Below are 14,140 nucleotides of genomic sequence, written 5' to 3'. Positions count from 1 at the left end.
CTAGAGCGCATCCGGGTCCGATCGCGACACCGCAGTCAACCGAAAATCCCTCAGCGACAACGTCCATGCTGCAACCGCTGCAAGGACAACACCGCCGACGGGAAACACCGTCCACGGACTGCCGATGATCGGGGTGAAGGTCGACGGTGACGCGTCGTCGACAGCAGCATCAGAACTGAAGAGATTTCCGACGTAACCCTCATCGTCCTGAATCCCGATGCCGGATATGTCCGCGGGTGCGGTGCCGAACGACGACTGCGGGACTTCGGTTGCACCACTGTGAATCACGATGTACCGAGCCCACGCCGCTGCGGGATCTGGAGCTCTCTCCAACTGCTGCGGCGGCCAGTGCGTCCACGCGAAGGCGCTGCCCGCTCCCAGCGCGGCACCGACGAGGATCAGCAACGTGAACAGGTGGGCGGAACTGTACTGACGGTCTCTGACGACGCGCATTCCGGAATCGACGAGAAACCACGCCACCACCAGAGCCAGAGCCACCCCGGCGGCAACGAGATACAGCGACACGGGGAACCAGCTCGGTCGCAGATGTGCCGTCCCAGGAGTGTCCGGCGGTTCGGTGATCGCAACGTGCCACACCACCGCGGCCGCAGCCCCTGTGGCCGCGCCGACGCCCCCGAGCACTGCGACGAGCCCTCTGCCGGATGGTCTGTCCACGCGCGAGACTCTACCGGCCAGTCGGTCTCTTGACCTGAAGCATTGTTCAGGTTCTACCGTTCGATGCATGACGACACAGCGCCCCATGCAACCACCCGAGAAGCAACCCATCGGCTTCTGGACCGTCCGCGCCGGGGAGGCCGTCCGCGCTCGAACACGCGGCGCGCTCCGCGACATCGGGATCACCCAGGCCGAATGGTGGCTCCTGCATCAGATTTCACTGCATCCCGCTGGTGCCGATCGAGCGAGGACGATCGACACGATCGGACACAACGACACCCCTGCCGCGATCGTCGAGGCAATCGGCTCCGCTACCGACAAGGGTTTGATCATCGAATCCGATTCACGCCTGAAGTTCACACCAGAAGGTCAGCAACGATTTGCCCGCGGCGTGGACATTCAACGAATGCTGCAGGACGAACGCATGCAGGGAATCAGTCAGGACGACTTCGCGACCACCATCCGCGTCCTGCAACGAACCATCGAGAACGTCGGCGGCGACGCCTGGCATTGGTAGGGAAGTCGCTCGACGCCGAGAGCGTCACGGTCGCCTTCTCGTCAACAGAACGCCGACCACGAGGCCGAGAACAGCGCCGAGGACGGGCAGGCCGAAGATGACGAACGCCGTTGTGTAGGTGATTCCCAACGAGCGGATGTAACTCGAACTGTCCACGACGAACGCGTAGTTGACCCGTCGCGGCCTGATCTCCCACAGCAAGTATCCGAGCGAACCGATCAATCCGAGACACAACCCGACCAGGGTGCTCAACCTACGCATTGCCGTGCGTCCCGCGGGCTGCGTCGGCGAACTCTGCCATGCTCGGGAACTGCACCGCAAAACCGTAGTCGCCGTTCGGCTCCGGTGTTGCGCCCCACCCTGGCCGATCGTGTCTGCGATCGATCCACACCGACGCAAGGCCGTGACGCCGCGCCGGGACGTGATCGTGGAACAGACTCTGTGCCACGTGCAGGAGACGTGATTTGGGCACACCGAAGTCGTCGAGGATCGCGTCGAGCGCATCGAAATGGTTGTCCGCCGGCTTGTATGCGTGCACATCCTCGGCTGTGACGATGGCATCGAATTCAACGCCGAGCCGACGGTTGCTACCGGCAAAACCCGCGCGGTGCACGTTGGACAGAATCACCAGCTTGTAGTGCTCGGCGAGTGATACCAGTGCGTCCGCCGAGTCCGGAAAGGCCGGCCAGTCCGGAACGGAGCCGGCGAGTCTGCCTGACCAGTCCGGGGTGACCGGTATACCCAGCGCGTCGCCTGTTCGTCCGAATGCGTCGGCCAGGATGTCGGGATAGAGCGTCGACGGTGAATCCTGCTGCGCCTGTGCTTCATTGGGGGCATAGGCGGCGAGCAATTCGTCTTCGGACATCGGCGATCCTGCATCCGCAGCCCATGCGCCGAGCACGTCGCCGATCCCCGACTCCCAATCGATCAGCGTTCCGTAGCAATCGAAGCTCAAGACGTCGTAGTCGGCCAGGTTCATCGGGCTCCTTGGGTATTCGGTGGCGGTCGGATCCGGATGCCTCTATCGTCTGCAGGTCATGAGCATCGTACTGCGGTTGGCCGACCCTCGACCGATCGATGGTCGGCGGTTGTGACGTCGACCCGGCTACGGCGGGCAACTGCCACCGATGCCGAATTCCTGTACTCGATGGCCTCGGACGCCTCCGTCATGCGGTGGGTGGGCGACGGAAAACCCTGGACAAGAACCTATTTCGATGGTCGATTCAACCGCGCATTGGCGACGACGGACCTCGATACACCCGACCTGCCGATGTGGTCGATCGGCGTCGAAGACGCGGTACCGGTCGGACTGCTGAGCCTCATCCGTCGAGCCGATCACGTCGAGGTGGGCTACTGGGTGCATCCGGACCACTGGGGACGCGGCTGTGCTGGGCAAATGCTGGGCCAGGTCCGCGAGACCGTGGGCAACCTCGCGTCGGTTGCGTCAGTCGCACGCGGCAATGCGGCGTCGCGCCGAGTGCTGGAGAAGGCAGGTTTCACGGTCGTGCACGACGGTGATCCGTTGACCTATCGTCGATCACCGTCGTCCTGATTCGACTGCTCACCAGGTCCGATCACCAGGACCGCAGTGGGCGTGGGCGCACCGACGTCCGCCCGCTCGTGACCCCGCGGACCATCGGACGCGCCAGGAATTCGTGCGGAAACCCCATGTCGATGGCGCTGACCGACTGCAGTCGAGCAAACTGCGACTCGTCGAAGACGATATCGAGGGCACCGATGTTGTGCTGCAACTGTTCTGCGGTCCGCACACCGATCAACGAACTGACGACGGCGGGATGCAGCAGCGTCCATGCCAACGCCACCTGGGCCGCAGTCGCACCCAGCTCTTCTGCCACCTCGACGACGATGTCGGCTGTGCGCAGCCCACGTTCGGTCAGTGTTCGGTTCGACCTCGCGTGATCGCGCCGACTGCCCGTCGGTGAATTCGAGCTCGCCCCTTCGAGGTCGGCAGCGGTGTACTTACCCGTCAACACACCCCCGCCGAGGGGTGACCACGGAACCACACCGAGACCCAGATCTGCTGCCATCGGTAACAATTCGCGTTCGGTAGTGCGCTCGATCAGGCTGTACTCGACCTGCAGTGCGGACAGCGGTGGCCATCCGCGTAGCTGCGCAAGGGTCTGCATTCGCGCGACCTCCCAGGCCGGCGTATCCGAAATGCCGAGGTAGAGAACTTTTCCCGATTGCACCAAGTCACCGAGGGCGGCCATGATCTCGTCGCTCGGCGTCACACCGTCCCATGCGTGCAGGTACATCAGATCGATGTAGTCGGTGCCCAGGTTCCGCAAACTGGCCTCGACCGAACCACGCAGGCTCTTTCTCCCGCCGCCACCCGCATTCGGGTCCGCCGGATCGCGCGTCGCCCCATATTTGGTCGATACGACAACCGAGTCGCGACAACCTTCGAGAAATTCCCCCAGATACCGCTCCGATTGACCGTCGGTGTAGATGTTCGCGGTATCGATCATGTTGCCTCCGAGGTCCAGATAAGCGTCGAAGATGCGTTTCGACTCCTGCTTGTCGGCTCCCCACCCCCAGGCGTCCCCGAATGTCATGGCCCCCAACGACAACGGTGCCACGCGCAGTCCCGAGCGTCCCAGGAGTCGATAGTCGTCCATCCGTGTCATCGTGTGTCTCCTTCTCGATCGATCCGTCCGGCTCACAGTGCCGGTCCGGTCGAGAAGCGGGAAGGTCATGGTCATCCTGGGACGCGCGATACCAGGCTGACTGGTCCGAATTGACCTACGCTGTGTGGAATGACCACGACGCCACCGGAGATGGCCCGCCGAGAACTGGCGGCCTTCCTGCGGTCTCGACGTGAATCGCTCGTTCCGTCCGACGTCGGTCTGCCGCCGCGGATCGGGGCCTCCCGGACCCCCGGACTCAGGCGCGAGGAGGTCGCCGCGCTCGCCGGTGTCAGCGTCGATTATCTCGTGCGGCTCGAGCAGGCCCGTGATATCCGACCGTCCGCCCAGGTGGTGGGGTCACTGTCGAGGGCCTTGAAGTTGTCCGGCGACCAGACGGGCTACCTGTTCACGTTGGCGGGGCATCGTGCACCCGAACGGCCCACCGACCGAAAGATTCCCGACGGAATCGCCCAGTTGGTACACGACGTCGAGCCGCTGCCTGCCATGGTCCTCGATTACAGACTCGACATCCTGGCCATCAACGAAACCATGGCCGCCCTGCTGCTCGACATAGACGAACGGCCCGCCGAGAGTCGTAATGTCCTCCGAATGTGCTTCTTGGACAAATCATTCGACGGCTTCTACGAGTCACGCGACGACGTCGTCCGCGGTGCCGTCGCCGATTTGCGTGCCGCGTGGGTCGACCACTCGCACGACACTCACCTCGCCCTGCTGATCGACGAACTCCAACACGGCAGTGCCGAATTCTCGCGATACTGGCAATCACGAGAAGTATCGATACGAAGCCGGGGAGACAAGCCGATGCGGCACCCGCTCGTCGGCCCGGTGACCGTGACGTTCGACGTCCTCACTCCACTCGGCGACCCGGATCTTCGATTGATCGTATATCGCCCGGCCGACGCACAATCGCATGCCGCGTTGGCCGAACTCGGTCGCCTCCGTGCGCGGCGACGCGGACGGCATCTGCGCACCATCTGAACCCGACGCAGCCGGGCTCGAAAAGTCGAGCCAGCCGTGCCTGCGCCTCCCTATCGTTGTCACCAGAACGAAGGAAAGGCCACCGGCACATGCTCGAACGATGGAATGCAGCACTGGACTACATCGAGGACAACCTCGACCACGACATCGACCCGGCACAGCTTGCTCGCATCACCCTCACGTCCGACTATCACTTTCGACGCGTGTTCTCCGCACTGGCCGGAATCCCACTGTCGGCGTACATCCGACAACGGCGAATGTCGTTGGCAGCCGCAGACATTCTCGCCGGCAACGGGGTGCTCGACGTCGCGACCAAGTACGGCTACAGCGGTGACGCATTCACTCGCGCATTCCGAGACATGCACGGGGTCACACCATCCCACGCCCGCAAGCCAGGGACCACCCTCCGCTCCAGACCACCCTTGGCATTTCACCTGACCATCGAAGGAAAGAGCACCATGGACTACCGCATCACCGAACTGCCCGCATTCCACATCATCGGCAAATCGACGCGAATCCCCCTCACATTCCACGGCGAGAACACCGCCATGACCCAGTTCCACCAGACCCTGCCCACCGGATTCGGCGAACGACTCCGCCGACACGCCGACCTGCCCGAACTCCCCCACATCCTCTTCGTCAGCGATGGCTTCGAAGCCGACCGAACCGACGGCAGTCTCTTCGACTACTACTTCGCCGTCGCCACCACAGCCCCCGTACCGGCCGACCTGGACTCCCTCAGCGTCCCCGCATCGACATGGGCGGTCTTCGAAACACGCAGCGACACCGCACTCGCCCCAGCACTACAACAACTCTGGGCCGACGCATTCAGCGAGTGGTTCCCCTCCCACCCCTTCCACATCACCCCCGGCCCGGAAATTCTGACCGTCACCGAGAACACCCCCGACTGGTCATCGGGAGCCGGAGAACTCTGGATCCCGGTTGCCCGCAACCAATGACTCCCCGCCCGCCCTGGTCACTCAATGTGACATTCGGTGGCCTTTTTGGGGGTCAATGGCACATCCAGTGGACTATGGGGGCGGGTGTCGGTGCCAACTCATGACTAATCTGGCGTGATGTCCAGTGGTCGCCGGAACGAGTTGCGGCGACGGTATCTGTCGCTCGGCCTGGGTGAGCTGTCCGCCGCAGCGGTGTTTGCTTCGATTGCGCTCACCATGGCAGAACCACGGCTCGACGGTCGAGAGGACTCACTGGCCATGTGGTCTGCTCTCACCCCGTTGCTTGCCGTCCTCGCGCAGGCGGGAATCTACTGGTTGATGGCGCGATCCTGGGTCGAACTCAACCCGATGCCACCGGTCATTCGCGCGTTCTATCGCGTATGTCGAGTCGCAAACGTCCCACTGTTGGCGGGTGGGCTCATCGGTGTCGTCGTATGGTTCCCGTCGAGCGCCGGAATTGGCGTCGCACTGCTCGTCGTGTGGCTGTTCGCCGTTGTCGAATTCGTCAACTACTTCGTGGTTCGACTGTCGTATCCCGCACACCGCTGGTGGTCGACAGTCGGTCAGATGCGCACTCCTCGGCTTGTCCTCGACATCAACACGCGTCGCTGATCGAAACAGGGAGCACTAGTACGACATCCCGGTACTCAATGTGACATTCGGTGGCCTTTTCGGGGGTCAATGGCACATCGAGTGGACTGCGTGGGTGCGGGCGCACCGCCGAGAATCAGGAGCTACGGCGGGAGAGGATGCTGGTGATTTCCGCCAAGGCCGGCAGAGCTGCGGCGATGGCCTCGCGGTTGTGTCGACTCAGTTCGTCCAGTGCGTCCGCGAGTACTCGGGAGCTCGCCGCGTCGTATTCGGCGAGGAGCTTCACAGCTTTCGGCGATGCGGTGAGTGTCGCCCCTCGAAGGTCACCGGCGGTTATCGATCTTTCCACCAGGCCGGCGTCGACCATCGCTCTGATCAGGTTGCTCACGGTGGATCGGGCCAGGTTGAGGCGGGCGGCAAGGCGTCCCGGACTCATGGACGGTTCTGCTGCGAGGGCTCGCATCACCTCGATGTGCGAGTCGGCGATGTCGGGCAGCTGCGCGACATCCCGCGTCGCCCGGAGCAGTGATCGCCGCAGGGGCCCCAGCTGTCGGCCCAATTCCGTTGCGGTGGAGTCCATGCGTCGATGATCGCACAGATAGTTTTGCCGCAAACATAGTTTTGTGACAAAATGAAGACCATGACCACAGTCGAGAACCCCATCCCCAGCCAAGATGTGAGCGGCATCGTCGGGCATCGCTTCATCTACACGTACGCCAACAGCTGGCAGTACGAGATGTATGTGAAGAACGCGACCACGATCGACTACCGAATTCACACCGGCATGGTCGGCGGACGCTGGGTCAAGGACCAGGAAGTCGATCTCGTCCAGCTCGACGACGACGTCTACAAGATCTCGTGGAACGAGCCCACCGGGACCTCGGTCGTCGTCAACGTCATCCCAGGAAAGCGTCGTCTGCACGGAACCATCTTCTTCCCGCAGTGGATCGAATTGGACGGAACCAAAACGGTCCTCTACCAGAACGATCACGTCGACGAAATGCATGCGTACCGCGACGCCGGACCGACCTACCCCATCTATGTCGTCCCCGAGTTCGCCACGATCACGCTCTTCGAGAACGTCGGAGCCGACGACGAGACCATCGTGTCCGTCGCACCTGGCGATCTTCCCGACGGCTTCGCAGACCGAACGAACTGACGTGCGCCCCGATCTGACGTTCGTCGCGCACTTGTCCGTCACGGTCGGGGAGCCCATCGATCTCGGCCAGGTCAGCGACGGGCATCGACGCCTCGTACCGATCCTCGGTGGGACCGTCGACGGGCCGGTGATACGAGGACGCGTCCTGGCTGGCGGCGCCGACCACCAGGTCCTCAGATCGGCCACTGTCACCGAACTCGACGCCCGATATGCACTCGAGACCGACGCAGGCGAACGGATCTCGGTCCATAACGTCGGGGTGCGCACCGGCAGCGAACAGGACATCGACGCATTGACTCGCGGCGAGCAGGTTCCCGCCGACCGAATCTACTTCCGCACCTTTCCCCGACTGTCGACGTCCGCCGACTCCCTCAGCTGGATGAACGGAACACTCTTCGTGGCCACCGGTGAGCGTTTACCGAATTCCGTCGAACTGGACGTCTACCAACTCACATGACGGAGGCAGATATGCACCGACCCCAGTGCACTCAATGGCACATTCAGTGGCCTTTTCGGGGGTCAATGGCACATCGAGTGGACTGCCTAGGCGATCAGGTGAGGCTTTCGCCATAGACGTGGTCGACGGCGATGGTCACCAGAACTCGGCGATCCGCGGCCATCGCGGCGCGGTATTCGTTCCAGTCGGGGTGCTCTCCGGCGGCGGCGCGGTAATAGCCGACCAGCGCATCGATTTCGGGGCTGTTCGGGTTCGCGCCCGGTCCAGTGAGGGTGACGGATCCTTCTGCTGTTGCCCAGGCCTTGCCGTCGGCGCTGGCCACTTCGAGTGCAGCGCGCGGGTCTCGGCGTAAATTCGCCGTCTTCGCTCGTCCTTCGGTGACCGAAATCTTGATTGTTCGCTGGGTGCGATCGTAGAACGGCGTCACCGGGGACAGTTGCGGCAGGCCGCTCGCTTTTATCGTGGCGAGTACGCCGAGTCGGCTGCGCTCGAGGAGGTCGTGTGGATCGAATGCTCCGCTGGTCATGGCTTCACCTCGGGGTCGTCGAGCGAACTGGCACGATCATGGTGGGCAACACGGTCGTCGGTGCCGTTGTTCCTCGGCCTGTCGGTACGGAGGTCGTCCGCATACGTTCCGATTGCGCGACGGTATGTGCCCAGCGCAGGCTTCGCTGCCTGCAGAGCCGCCCTCAGCGCGCCAGCACCATCGCCCAGATCCCACAAGATCAAGGCCATGAATGCATCTCGCGCAGAAGAGAATTCGTCGGAAAACTCGAAGTCTTTCAGCACACGCGACGCGTCCTCGAGTCGCCCGACATTACGCAGCGAACTGGCGAGCTGAATTCTGGCCTTGCTCTCGTGCACGGAATCGAGCCCACTCGACAGCGCCGCCTCGTACAACGGAATCGCAGCCGATTCTTCGCCCAGAAAATCCTCGAGCGACGCACGTTCGAACAGGGCCCTTGCTCGGGAAAGCCTTGTCGCCGAGAGCAACTGATTCATCTCCGACCGCATCAGAGCAGGCTCGCCGTCATCTGCGTGGCACCAGAACGCAGCTATGGAGTCCATCTGGGCCCCCCGGGATTCGGCCGGACAGCGACCGACGAACGATATGCGCTCACGTTCGTCCCCTCACCAGTCCATCCTTGCAGAGCATGCCTACGCTTGGAACCTTCACTCTGTGATGCTCTCTGAACCGAAGCGAAGTACACGATCGGTGTGAGTCGTCATCGACGGTATCGGCCGGGCTGCGAACTCGAAAAGATGGTGAACAGCACCACCACCGACCTGGGTGAAGCCGGGTCTCGAAACGTCCCACTCGATTGACACGTCGGTGAACGGTAAGCAAACGTATAGCCATGCAACTGAGATTTCTGGCCGGCATCTCGACGGCCTTCGCATGCAAGCTTCTGCTGATGCGAGTGCTGACCCTCAAGTTGCAGCGAGACATCGAGGCGCTCAACAACGGAAACTATCGCCCACTGCTCTCGTCGTTCCACCGAGACGCGGTGCTCAAATTCGCCGACGGTGACAGCCGATGGTCGGGCACCCACCGCGGACGACCGGCAATCGAAAAGTTCTTCCAGGACTTCGTCGCCGCCGGCATCCGCGGACAGGTCACGGAAATCTACAGCGGCGGAGCCCCCTGGCGCATGACCCTCCTCGTCCGCTTCGACGACCAAGCACACGCAGCCGACGGCACCGAGTTGTACAGCAACCGAACGGTGCTCCTTGTCCGCACCAGCTGGGGCAAAATCGTCTCGCAAGAGGACTTCTTCGAGGACACCACGCGCATCGACGCATTCGAGCGGAAATTGCGCCAACTCTAGATTCGGTCTCCCCTCCCCCCGGTTTTGCCCCTTCCCCGGGTACTCAATGTGACATCTAGTGGCCTTTTCGGGGGTCAATGTCACATCGAGTGGACTCCGGGGGCGGTCGGTCGGGGGCGGCGATAGGTAACCTGGGGGTAGTCGTCGGTATGCGACACGCTGGCGTGCACGTTGTACACCTCGCGCACCAGGTGTTCGGTGATCACTTCGTGTGGGGTTCCCGATGCCACGATGCTGCCGTTGTTCAGGACGATGATGCGGTTGCAGAACATGGCGGCGAGGTTGAGGTCGTGGAGGGCGATGTAACTGCTCAGGGGTAGTCCTGCGACGAGGGTGAGGATGTCGAGTTGGTGTTGGATGTCGAGGTGGTTGGTCGGCTCGTCGAGCAGTAGTTCGGTGGGTTGTTGAGCGAGGGCCCGTGCGATCTGGGCGCGTTGGCGCTCTCCGCCGGAGAGGGTGTGCCAGCGTCGGGTGGCTTTCGACGCCATAGCGGTGTCGGTGAGTGCCTGTTCGATCGCGGCGTCGTCGGCTGCTGTGTCTCCGCCGAGGATGCCGTGGTGGGGGATGCGGCCCAGGCGTACGACGTCGCGGACGGTGATGTCGACGTCGGTGTCGGAGTGTTGGTCGACCATCGCTACGCGGCGGGCGATGCTGCGACGACGTTGGGTGCGCAGGTTCTTTCCGTCGAGCAGCACGTCGCCGCTGTCGGGTGCCACGATGCCGGCGAGGATTCGTAGTAGCGACGATTTGCCGGAGCCGTTTGGGCCGATGAGCCCGATGGTCTCGCCCGGTTCCGGCGCGAAGCTGACGCCGTCGAGAATCGGGTTCCCGCCACGGGTCCACCGGATGTTGTTGACGTGCAACGTCATCGGGATCTCCTGAGTCGAAACAGAATGAGCGCGAATGCCGGCACGCCGATGAGTGCGGTCACCACTCCGACGGGTATCTCCTGCGGGGCGAACAGCGTTCGGGCGATGGTGTCGACCCACACCATGAAGATCGCGCCGATGACCACCGTCGTCGGCAGCAGCCGTCGATGCCGTGCGCCGACGAGAAAACGTGCGGCGTGCGGCAGAACGAGACCCACGAACCCGATGGCTCCGGCGGCGCTGACGAGCGAGGCCGTGATCAGTGCGGTGATGACCAACAACAGGATTCGCACCCACTTGACCGGAACACCGAGAGACGCGGCCGCGTCGTGCCCGAATGTGAAGGCGTCGAGGGCCGAGGTGTTGAACAGACACACCACCATTCCGAGCAGCGCAACCGATCCGCACAGGACCACGTCCGACCAGTCGGCACCGCTCAGCGATCCGAGAAGCCAGAACAGCACGCCGCGTGTCTGTTCGGCGTCGGCCGAGGAAATGACGATGAACGACGTCAGTGCCGAGAACAGCTGCGTCCCCGCGACCCCGGCCAGCACCACGCGGTCGTTTCCGCCGCCCGCCCCTGCGGCCAGCAGCATCACCAGGACGAACGAGAGCAGCGCACCGGCGAATGCCCCTGTGGACAAGGACAATGCACCACCGCCGACGCCGAGAACCGCGACGAGGACCGCTCCGGTGGATGCACCGGACGAAATGCCCAGGACGAAGGGATCGGCGAGAGGGTTGCGCAGCAGTGATTGCATGATCGCACCGCACAGCGCAAGACCCGCACCGCACACGGCGGCCAGCAAGGTCCGGGGCAGGCGCAGCTCCCAGACGATTCCGTCCTGGATGCGACTGACTCCCGAACTCCCGATACCCATGTGCGTCAATATCACTCGATATACGTCGGGCACCGAGACGTTCGCGGGTCCGATGGTGACGGCGACGCCGATCGAGAGCACCAACAACGCCGATCCTGCGAGCAGCAGTGGGACGAGCACCCCGCGATCGGTGCGGCTCATCGCGACGCCATTCCCCAATCCTGCAGCGCGGCCGCAACTTTCTCGACGCCGTCGATCGTCCGAATGGACGGGTTCAGATCGGCACCGTTGACGACGATGTACCGCTTGTTCTCGACGGCGGGCATCCGGTTCGTGACCGAGTTCGACTCGAGGAAATCGATCTTGCTGTCCAGGGCGTCCCCGGCGATACTGCGTCGGCTCAGATCTGCGAGCACCAGTGCAGTCGGGTCGCGATCGAGCACACTCTCCCAATTGACCTGTGGCCATTCGTCGGTGGTGTCGGCGTAGATGTTCTCGGCACCGACGGAGTCGGTGATGATGCCCGACGATCCACAGCAACCTGCCATGTACGGCGTGTCGGTGTCGGCGAACCAGTAGGCCAACGACACACCTGACGCGTCGACCGAGCCGGAGGCTTTCTCGAACCGATCCTGCAGTTCGGCGACCAGACGCTCACCGCGGTCTCGTACGTCGAAGACCGCCGCGAGATCGCGAATCTCCCGATAGACGGTGTCGATCACCAGCGGCTCCGTGCGGGCACCGTCGGAATTGACGCTCTCGTCCGTCTTGCCTTGACAGTCGGTGGGCGAGAGGTAGTTCGGCACGCCGAGTTGCTCGAATCTGCTCCGATCTGCGACGCCCCCGGGTCCGAGTGTGCCGCCGAAGGACGCGGACACGAAATCGGGCTCGGTATCCAACACGACCTCGAGCGATGGCTTGTTGTCTGCGAGCCTCGGCACCCTGGCGTTCTCGGATTCGAGGTTCGAGCGGACCGGGTCGGTCCAGGTGGCGGTGCCCACCATCCGGTCTGCGAGGCCGAGCGAGAGCAGTATCTCCGTCGAGCTCTGGTTCAACGACACCGCGCGTTGCGGTGGTGCGTCGACGACGACGTCGCGTCCGCAGTTCTCGAGGGTCAGGGGATAGTTCCCGGAGGTGTCGGTGGACGCGTCGGGGGTCGACGCGGTCGAACAACCGGAGACCAGAAGGATGGAGACAGCGCCTAGTGCGGCGAGAGAGGTACGCATCGAAGAGCTTCCTGCTTGGGGCTCGTGTCGCGGAGCCGCGGGTGGGGTTCGATCACGACGTCCGAGCATTCGGACTTCGAGCTCTCACCCGTCACCGTTGCGCGCCAGCTCCGGAATTGCACCGGATTCCCTCGTTCGTCGCGTGCTGACCCTATCGCGCGAGAGCGCCGAGAGGTCAGTGCGCCGGCGTCGAGACCGGTACCGACGGATACGAGCTCGGAAAGGCTCTGCGCGCGACCACTACGACTGTGAGTGCCACAGCCACCAGGATCGTCGCCGCAGCGGTCACCGCCCCGATGCCCCTGGCGTCGACGACGACGCCCCCCACCAGGGCCCCGGTGGCAATGGCCAGTTGGAAGGCGACGACGTAGATCGCCGACGCCTTGTCGGCGTCGGCAGGGGCGGCCCGCACCACGGCGGACTGGATGCAGACCGGCAGTGTGGTGAATGCCAGACCCCACAACGCGATCGCCCCGACAGCGAGGACGGCCAGGCTGCCCGGTGCTGCGCTGAGGGTGCCCCACAGGATCGCCGTCGCGGCCGCGACGGCACCCAGAGCAGCGATGGTGGAGGGCCGCGGCCAACGGTCGTACGTTCTGCCGATCACCCAGATACCGACGACCCCGAACAAACCGTAGAGCATCAGCATCAGCGTCAGAGTGGTTCCGGCCGAACCGATTGCGCGATCGACGATGAGCGAGAAGTACGTGTACGCGGCGAAATGGCCGAGGACGGCCAGGAACGTCACTCCACACAGGATCGCCAGGGTGCCGTCGAGCACCCGCGGTGATTTCTTGTTGCCCGCAGCTGCTCGGGTGACCGGTAGTGCGGGGAGGACGAAGTAGAGCGCCACCGCGATAGCGGCGGCGACGACACCGAGAATCGTTGCAGCAGTACGCCACCCGAACCACTGACCCATGGCCGCGGTGATCGGATTTCCGGCGACCAACGCCAACGAGGTGCCGGCGTACACCGTGGCGATCGCTTTTCCTTGCTTACCGGGAAGTGCGAGTGACGCCGCGACGGGTGCGACCACGGCCCAGAAGACTCCGTGGGTGGCCGCGCACAGCATCCTCGACAGCACCAGCATCGGGTACCCGACGGACACCGCGGACAGCAGTTGCGAAAAGGCCAGTGCTGCAACGGTGATGACGACGACCCGTCGCCGCGGCCAGTCGCGTACGAACCTGATCAACGGCATGGTCATGACGGCGACGCCGTATGCGTAGAAGGTCAGCAGCAGACCGACTGCGGATTCGCCGACGCCGAGATCGCCCGAGATCTCCGGAAGCAGACCCACGGGCAACGTTTCGGCCGTGACATAAATGAAGGCGGCTGCACCGAGGACCAGCAGCTTGGGGAGGGGCGACGACATGGTGTGTATCGTTAC

19 protein-coding genes and 1 riboswitch are annotated in these 14,140 nt (G+C 63.5%); of the genes, 8 read left to right on the top strand and 11 right to left on the bottom strand.

All coding sequences use genetic code 11. The annotated features are described in order from the left end of the window. Nucleotides 1-675: a hypothetical protein gene (locus ASH04_RS07245; RefSeq protein WP_057473177.1), complete on the bottom strand. Its 675-nt coding sequence runs from the start codon at nt 673-675 to the stop codon at nt 1-3. Between the two features lie 67 nt (nt 676-742). Here ASH04_RS07245 and ASH04_RS07240 point away from each other — a divergent pair, with 67 nt between their 5' ends. After that, complete coding sequence (locus ASH04_RS07240; RefSeq protein WP_057473176.1) at nt 743-1,192, top strand: MarR family winged helix-turn-helix transcriptional regulator; 450 nt, start codon at nt 743-745, stop codon at nt 1,190-1,192. Between the two features lie 24 nt (nt 1,193-1,216). On the opposite strand, the gene ASH04_RS07235 is transcribed toward ASH04_RS07240, so the two are convergent. Both ASH04_RS07235 and ASH04_RS07230 read right to left on the bottom strand, forming a co-directional pair. Next, the gene (locus ASH04_RS07235; RefSeq protein WP_057473175.1) at nt 1,217-1,453 is read right to left on the bottom strand and encodes a hypothetical protein; all 237 of its coding nucleotides are present in this window, start codon (nt 1,451-1,453) and stop codon (nt 1,217-1,219) included. Next, complete coding sequence (locus tag ASH04_RS07230; protein WP_057473174.1) at nt 1,446-2,171, bottom strand: HAD-IA family hydrolase; 726 nt, start codon at nt 2,169-2,171, stop codon at nt 1,446-1,448. Before ASH04_RS07230 ends, ASH04_RS07235 begins: the two co-directional genes overlap by 8 nt. Before the next feature lie 111 nt (nt 2,172-2,282). Between ASH04_RS07230 and ASH04_RS07225 the strand changes: the two genes are divergently transcribed. After that, nucleotides 2,283-2,744 (top strand): GNAT family N-acetyltransferase, encoded by a 462-nt coding sequence (locus tag ASH04_RS07225; protein ID WP_057473173.1) that lies wholly within the window; start codon nt 2,283-2,285, stop codon nt 2,742-2,744. Nucleotides 2,745-2,766: 22 nt separating this feature from the next. Here the strand turns inward: ASH04_RS07225 and ASH04_RS07220 are convergent, their stop codons facing one another. Continuing rightward, the gene (locus ASH04_RS07220; RefSeq protein ID WP_057473172.1) at nt 2,767-3,840 is read right to left on the bottom strand and encodes an aldo/keto reductase; all 1,074 of its coding nucleotides are present in this window, start codon (nt 3,838-3,840) and stop codon (nt 2,767-2,769) included. A 129-nt stretch (nt 3,841-3,969) separates the two neighbouring features. On the opposite strand from ASH04_RS07220, the gene ASH04_RS07215 reads away from it, so the two are divergent. The 3 genes from ASH04_RS07215 to ASH04_RS07205 all read left to right on the top strand — a co-directional run bounded on the left by ASH04_RS07215 (nt 3,970) and on the right by ASH04_RS07205 (nt 6,410). Next, nucleotides 3,970-4,839: a helix-turn-helix transcriptional regulator gene (locus ASH04_RS07215; RefSeq protein ID WP_057473171.1), complete on the top strand. Its 870-nt coding sequence runs from the start codon at nt 3,970-3,972 to the stop codon at nt 4,837-4,839. 89 nt (nt 4,840-4,928) lie between these two features. Beyond that, on the top strand, nt 4,929-5,798 hold the full coding sequence (locus ASH04_RS07210) for an AraC family transcriptional regulator (RefSeq protein ID WP_057473170.1): 870 nt from the start codon (nt 4,929-4,931) through the stop codon (nt 5,796-5,798). 117 nt (nt 5,799-5,915) lie between these two features. Next, nucleotides 5,916-6,410: a hypothetical protein gene (locus ASH04_RS07205; protein WP_200937297.1), complete on the top strand. Its 495-nt coding sequence runs from the start codon at nt 5,916-5,918 to the stop codon at nt 6,408-6,410. Nucleotides 6,411-6,525: 115 nt separating this feature from the next. On the opposite strand, the gene ASH04_RS07200 is transcribed toward ASH04_RS07205, so the two are convergent. Next, entirely contained in the window at nt 6,526-6,969 is a 444-nt protein-coding gene (locus ASH04_RS07200; protein ID WP_032367591.1) for a MarR family winged helix-turn-helix transcriptional regulator, read from the bottom strand. Between the two features lie 60 nt (nt 6,970-7,029). On the opposite strand from ASH04_RS07200, the gene ASH04_RS07195 reads away from it, so the two are divergent. Next, entirely contained in the window at nt 7,030-7,548 is a 519-nt protein-coding gene (locus ASH04_RS07195) for a phenolic acid decarboxylase (protein ID WP_200937296.1), read from the top strand. A 1-nt stretch (nt 7,549) separates the two neighbouring features. Beyond that, nucleotides 7,550-8,005, top strand: coding sequence for a DUF3237 domain-containing protein (locus tag ASH04_RS07190; protein ID WP_032389470.1), 456 nt, complete (start codon nt 7,550-7,552; stop codon nt 8,003-8,005). 94 nt (nt 8,006-8,099) lie between these two features. Here ASH04_RS07190 and ASH04_RS07185 read toward each other — a convergent pair whose 3' ends face one another. Together ASH04_RS07185 and ASH04_RS07180 are read right to left on the bottom strand one after the other, a co-directional pair. Next, complete coding sequence (locus tag ASH04_RS07185; RefSeq protein ID WP_057473167.1) at nt 8,100-8,531, bottom strand: PPOX class F420-dependent oxidoreductase; 432 nt, start codon at nt 8,529-8,531, stop codon at nt 8,100-8,102. Next, nucleotides 8,528-9,073, bottom strand: coding sequence for a tetratricopeptide repeat protein (locus ASH04_RS07180; RefSeq protein ID WP_057473166.1), 546 nt, complete (start codon nt 9,071-9,073; stop codon nt 8,528-8,530). Before ASH04_RS07180 ends, ASH04_RS07185 begins: the two co-directional genes overlap by 4 nt. A gap of 290 nt (nt 9,074-9,363) precedes the next feature. On the opposite strand from ASH04_RS07180, the gene ASH04_RS07175 reads away from it, so the two are divergent. Beyond that, nucleotides 9,364-9,834 (top strand): nuclear transport factor 2 family protein, encoded by a 471-nt coding sequence (locus ASH04_RS07175; RefSeq protein WP_027494954.1) that lies wholly within the window; start codon nt 9,364-9,366, stop codon nt 9,832-9,834. Nucleotides 9,835-9,914: 80 nt separating this feature from the next. Here the strand turns inward: ASH04_RS07175 and ASH04_RS07170 are convergent, their stop codons facing one another. The 4 genes from ASH04_RS07170 to ASH04_RS07155 all read right to left on the bottom strand — a co-directional run bounded on the left by ASH04_RS07170 (nt 9,915) and on the right by ASH04_RS07155 (nt 14,125). Next, nucleotides 9,915-10,703: an ABC transporter ATP-binding protein gene (locus tag ASH04_RS07170; protein ID WP_057473165.1), complete on the bottom strand. Its 789-nt coding sequence runs from the start codon at nt 10,701-10,703 to the stop codon at nt 9,915-9,917. Continuing rightward, nucleotides 10,700-11,725: a FecCD family ABC transporter permease gene (locus ASH04_RS07165; RefSeq protein WP_032367955.1), complete on the bottom strand. Its 1,026-nt coding sequence runs from the start codon at nt 11,723-11,725 to the stop codon at nt 10,700-10,702. The genes ASH04_RS07170 and ASH04_RS07165 overlap by 4 nt, the downstream gene beginning before the upstream one ends. Then, nucleotides 11,722-12,750: an ABC transporter substrate-binding protein gene (locus ASH04_RS07160; RefSeq protein ID WP_057473164.1), complete on the bottom strand. Its 1,029-nt coding sequence runs from the start codon at nt 12,748-12,750 to the stop codon at nt 11,722-11,724. The genes ASH04_RS07165 and ASH04_RS07160 overlap by 4 nt, the downstream gene beginning before the upstream one ends. Continuing rightward, nucleotides 12,738-12,934: riboswitch (cobalamin riboswitch) on the bottom strand. Its footprint overlaps the gene before it by 13 nt. After that, the gene (locus tag ASH04_RS07155; RefSeq protein ID WP_032371426.1) at nt 12,926-14,125 is read right to left on the bottom strand and encodes an MFS transporter; all 1,200 of its coding nucleotides are present in this window, start codon (nt 14,123-14,125) and stop codon (nt 12,926-12,928) included. Its footprint overlaps the riboswitch before it by 9 nt. Between the last annotated feature and the right edge of the window lie 15 nt (nt 14,126-14,140).

The organism is Rhodococcus sp. Leaf233 (assembly GCF_001426165.1).
In the GTDB taxonomy this organism is placed as follows: domain Bacteria; phylum Actinomycetota; class Actinomycetes; order Mycobacteriales; family Mycobacteriaceae; genus Rhodococcoides; species Rhodococcoides fascians.
This window is presented reverse-complemented; position numbering and strand designations above follow the sequence as displayed.

Bases quoted from the DNA above. Each gene is read 5' to 3' on its own strand.
- ASH04_RS07205 (WP_200937297.1), top strand. From the start codon at position 5,916: ATGTCCAGTGGTCGCCGGAACGAGTTGCGGCGACGGTATCTGTCGCTC.
- ASH04_RS07195 (WP_200937296.1), top strand. From the start codon at position 7,030: ATGACCACAGTCGAGAACCCCATCCCCAGCCAAGATGTGAGCGGCATC.
- ASH04_RS07200 (WP_032367591.1), bottom strand. From the start codon at position 6,969: ATGGACTCCACCGCAACGGAATTGGGCCGACAGCTGGGGCCCCTGCGG.
- ASH04_RS07180 (WP_057473166.1), bottom strand. From the start codon at position 9,073: ATGGACTCCATAGCTGCGTTCTGGTGCCACGCAGATGACGGCGAGCCT.
- ASH04_RS07170 (WP_057473165.1), bottom strand. From the start codon at position 10,703: ATGACGTTGCACGTCAACAACATCCGGTGGACCCGTGGCGGGAACCCG.
- ASH04_RS07220 (WP_057473172.1), bottom strand. From the start codon at position 3,840: ATGACACGGATGGACGACTATCGACTCCTGGGACGCTCGGGACTGCGC.
- ASH04_RS07175 (WP_027494954.1), top strand. From the start codon at position 9,364: ATGCAACTGAGATTTCTGGCCGGCATCTCGACGGCCTTCGCATGCAAG.
- ASH04_RS07235 (WP_057473175.1), bottom strand. From the start codon at position 1,453: ATGCGTAGGTTGAGCACCCTGGTCGGGTTGTGTCTCGGATTGATCGGT.
- ASH04_RS07160 (WP_057473164.1), bottom strand. From the start codon at position 12,750: ATGCGTACCTCTCTCGCCGCACTAGGCGCTGTCTCCATCCTTCTGGTC.
- ASH04_RS07155 (WP_032371426.1), bottom strand. From the start codon at position 14,125: ATGTCGTCGCCCCTCCCCAAGCTGCTGGTCCTCGGTGCAGCCGCCTTC.
- ASH04_RS07230 (WP_057473174.1), bottom strand. From the start codon at position 2,171: ATGAACCTGGCCGACTACGACGTCTTGAGCTTCGATTGCTACGGAACG.
- ASH04_RS07210 (WP_057473170.1), top strand. From the start codon at position 4,929: ATGCTCGAACGATGGAATGCAGCACTGGACTACATCGAGGACAACCTC.
- ASH04_RS07240 (WP_057473176.1), top strand. From the start codon at position 743: ATGACGACACAGCGCCCCATGCAACCACCCGAGAAGCAACCCATCGGC.
- ASH04_RS07215 (WP_057473171.1), top strand. From the start codon at position 3,970: ATGACCACGACGCCACCGGAGATGGCCCGCCGAGAACTGGCGGCCTTC.
- ASH04_RS07165 (WP_032367955.1), bottom strand. From the start codon at position 11,725: ATGAGCCGCACCGATCGCGGGGTGCTCGTCCCACTGCTGCTCGCAGGA.
- ASH04_RS07185 (WP_057473167.1), bottom strand. From the start codon at position 8,531: ATGACCAGCGGAGCATTCGATCCACACGACCTCCTCGAGCGCAGCCGA.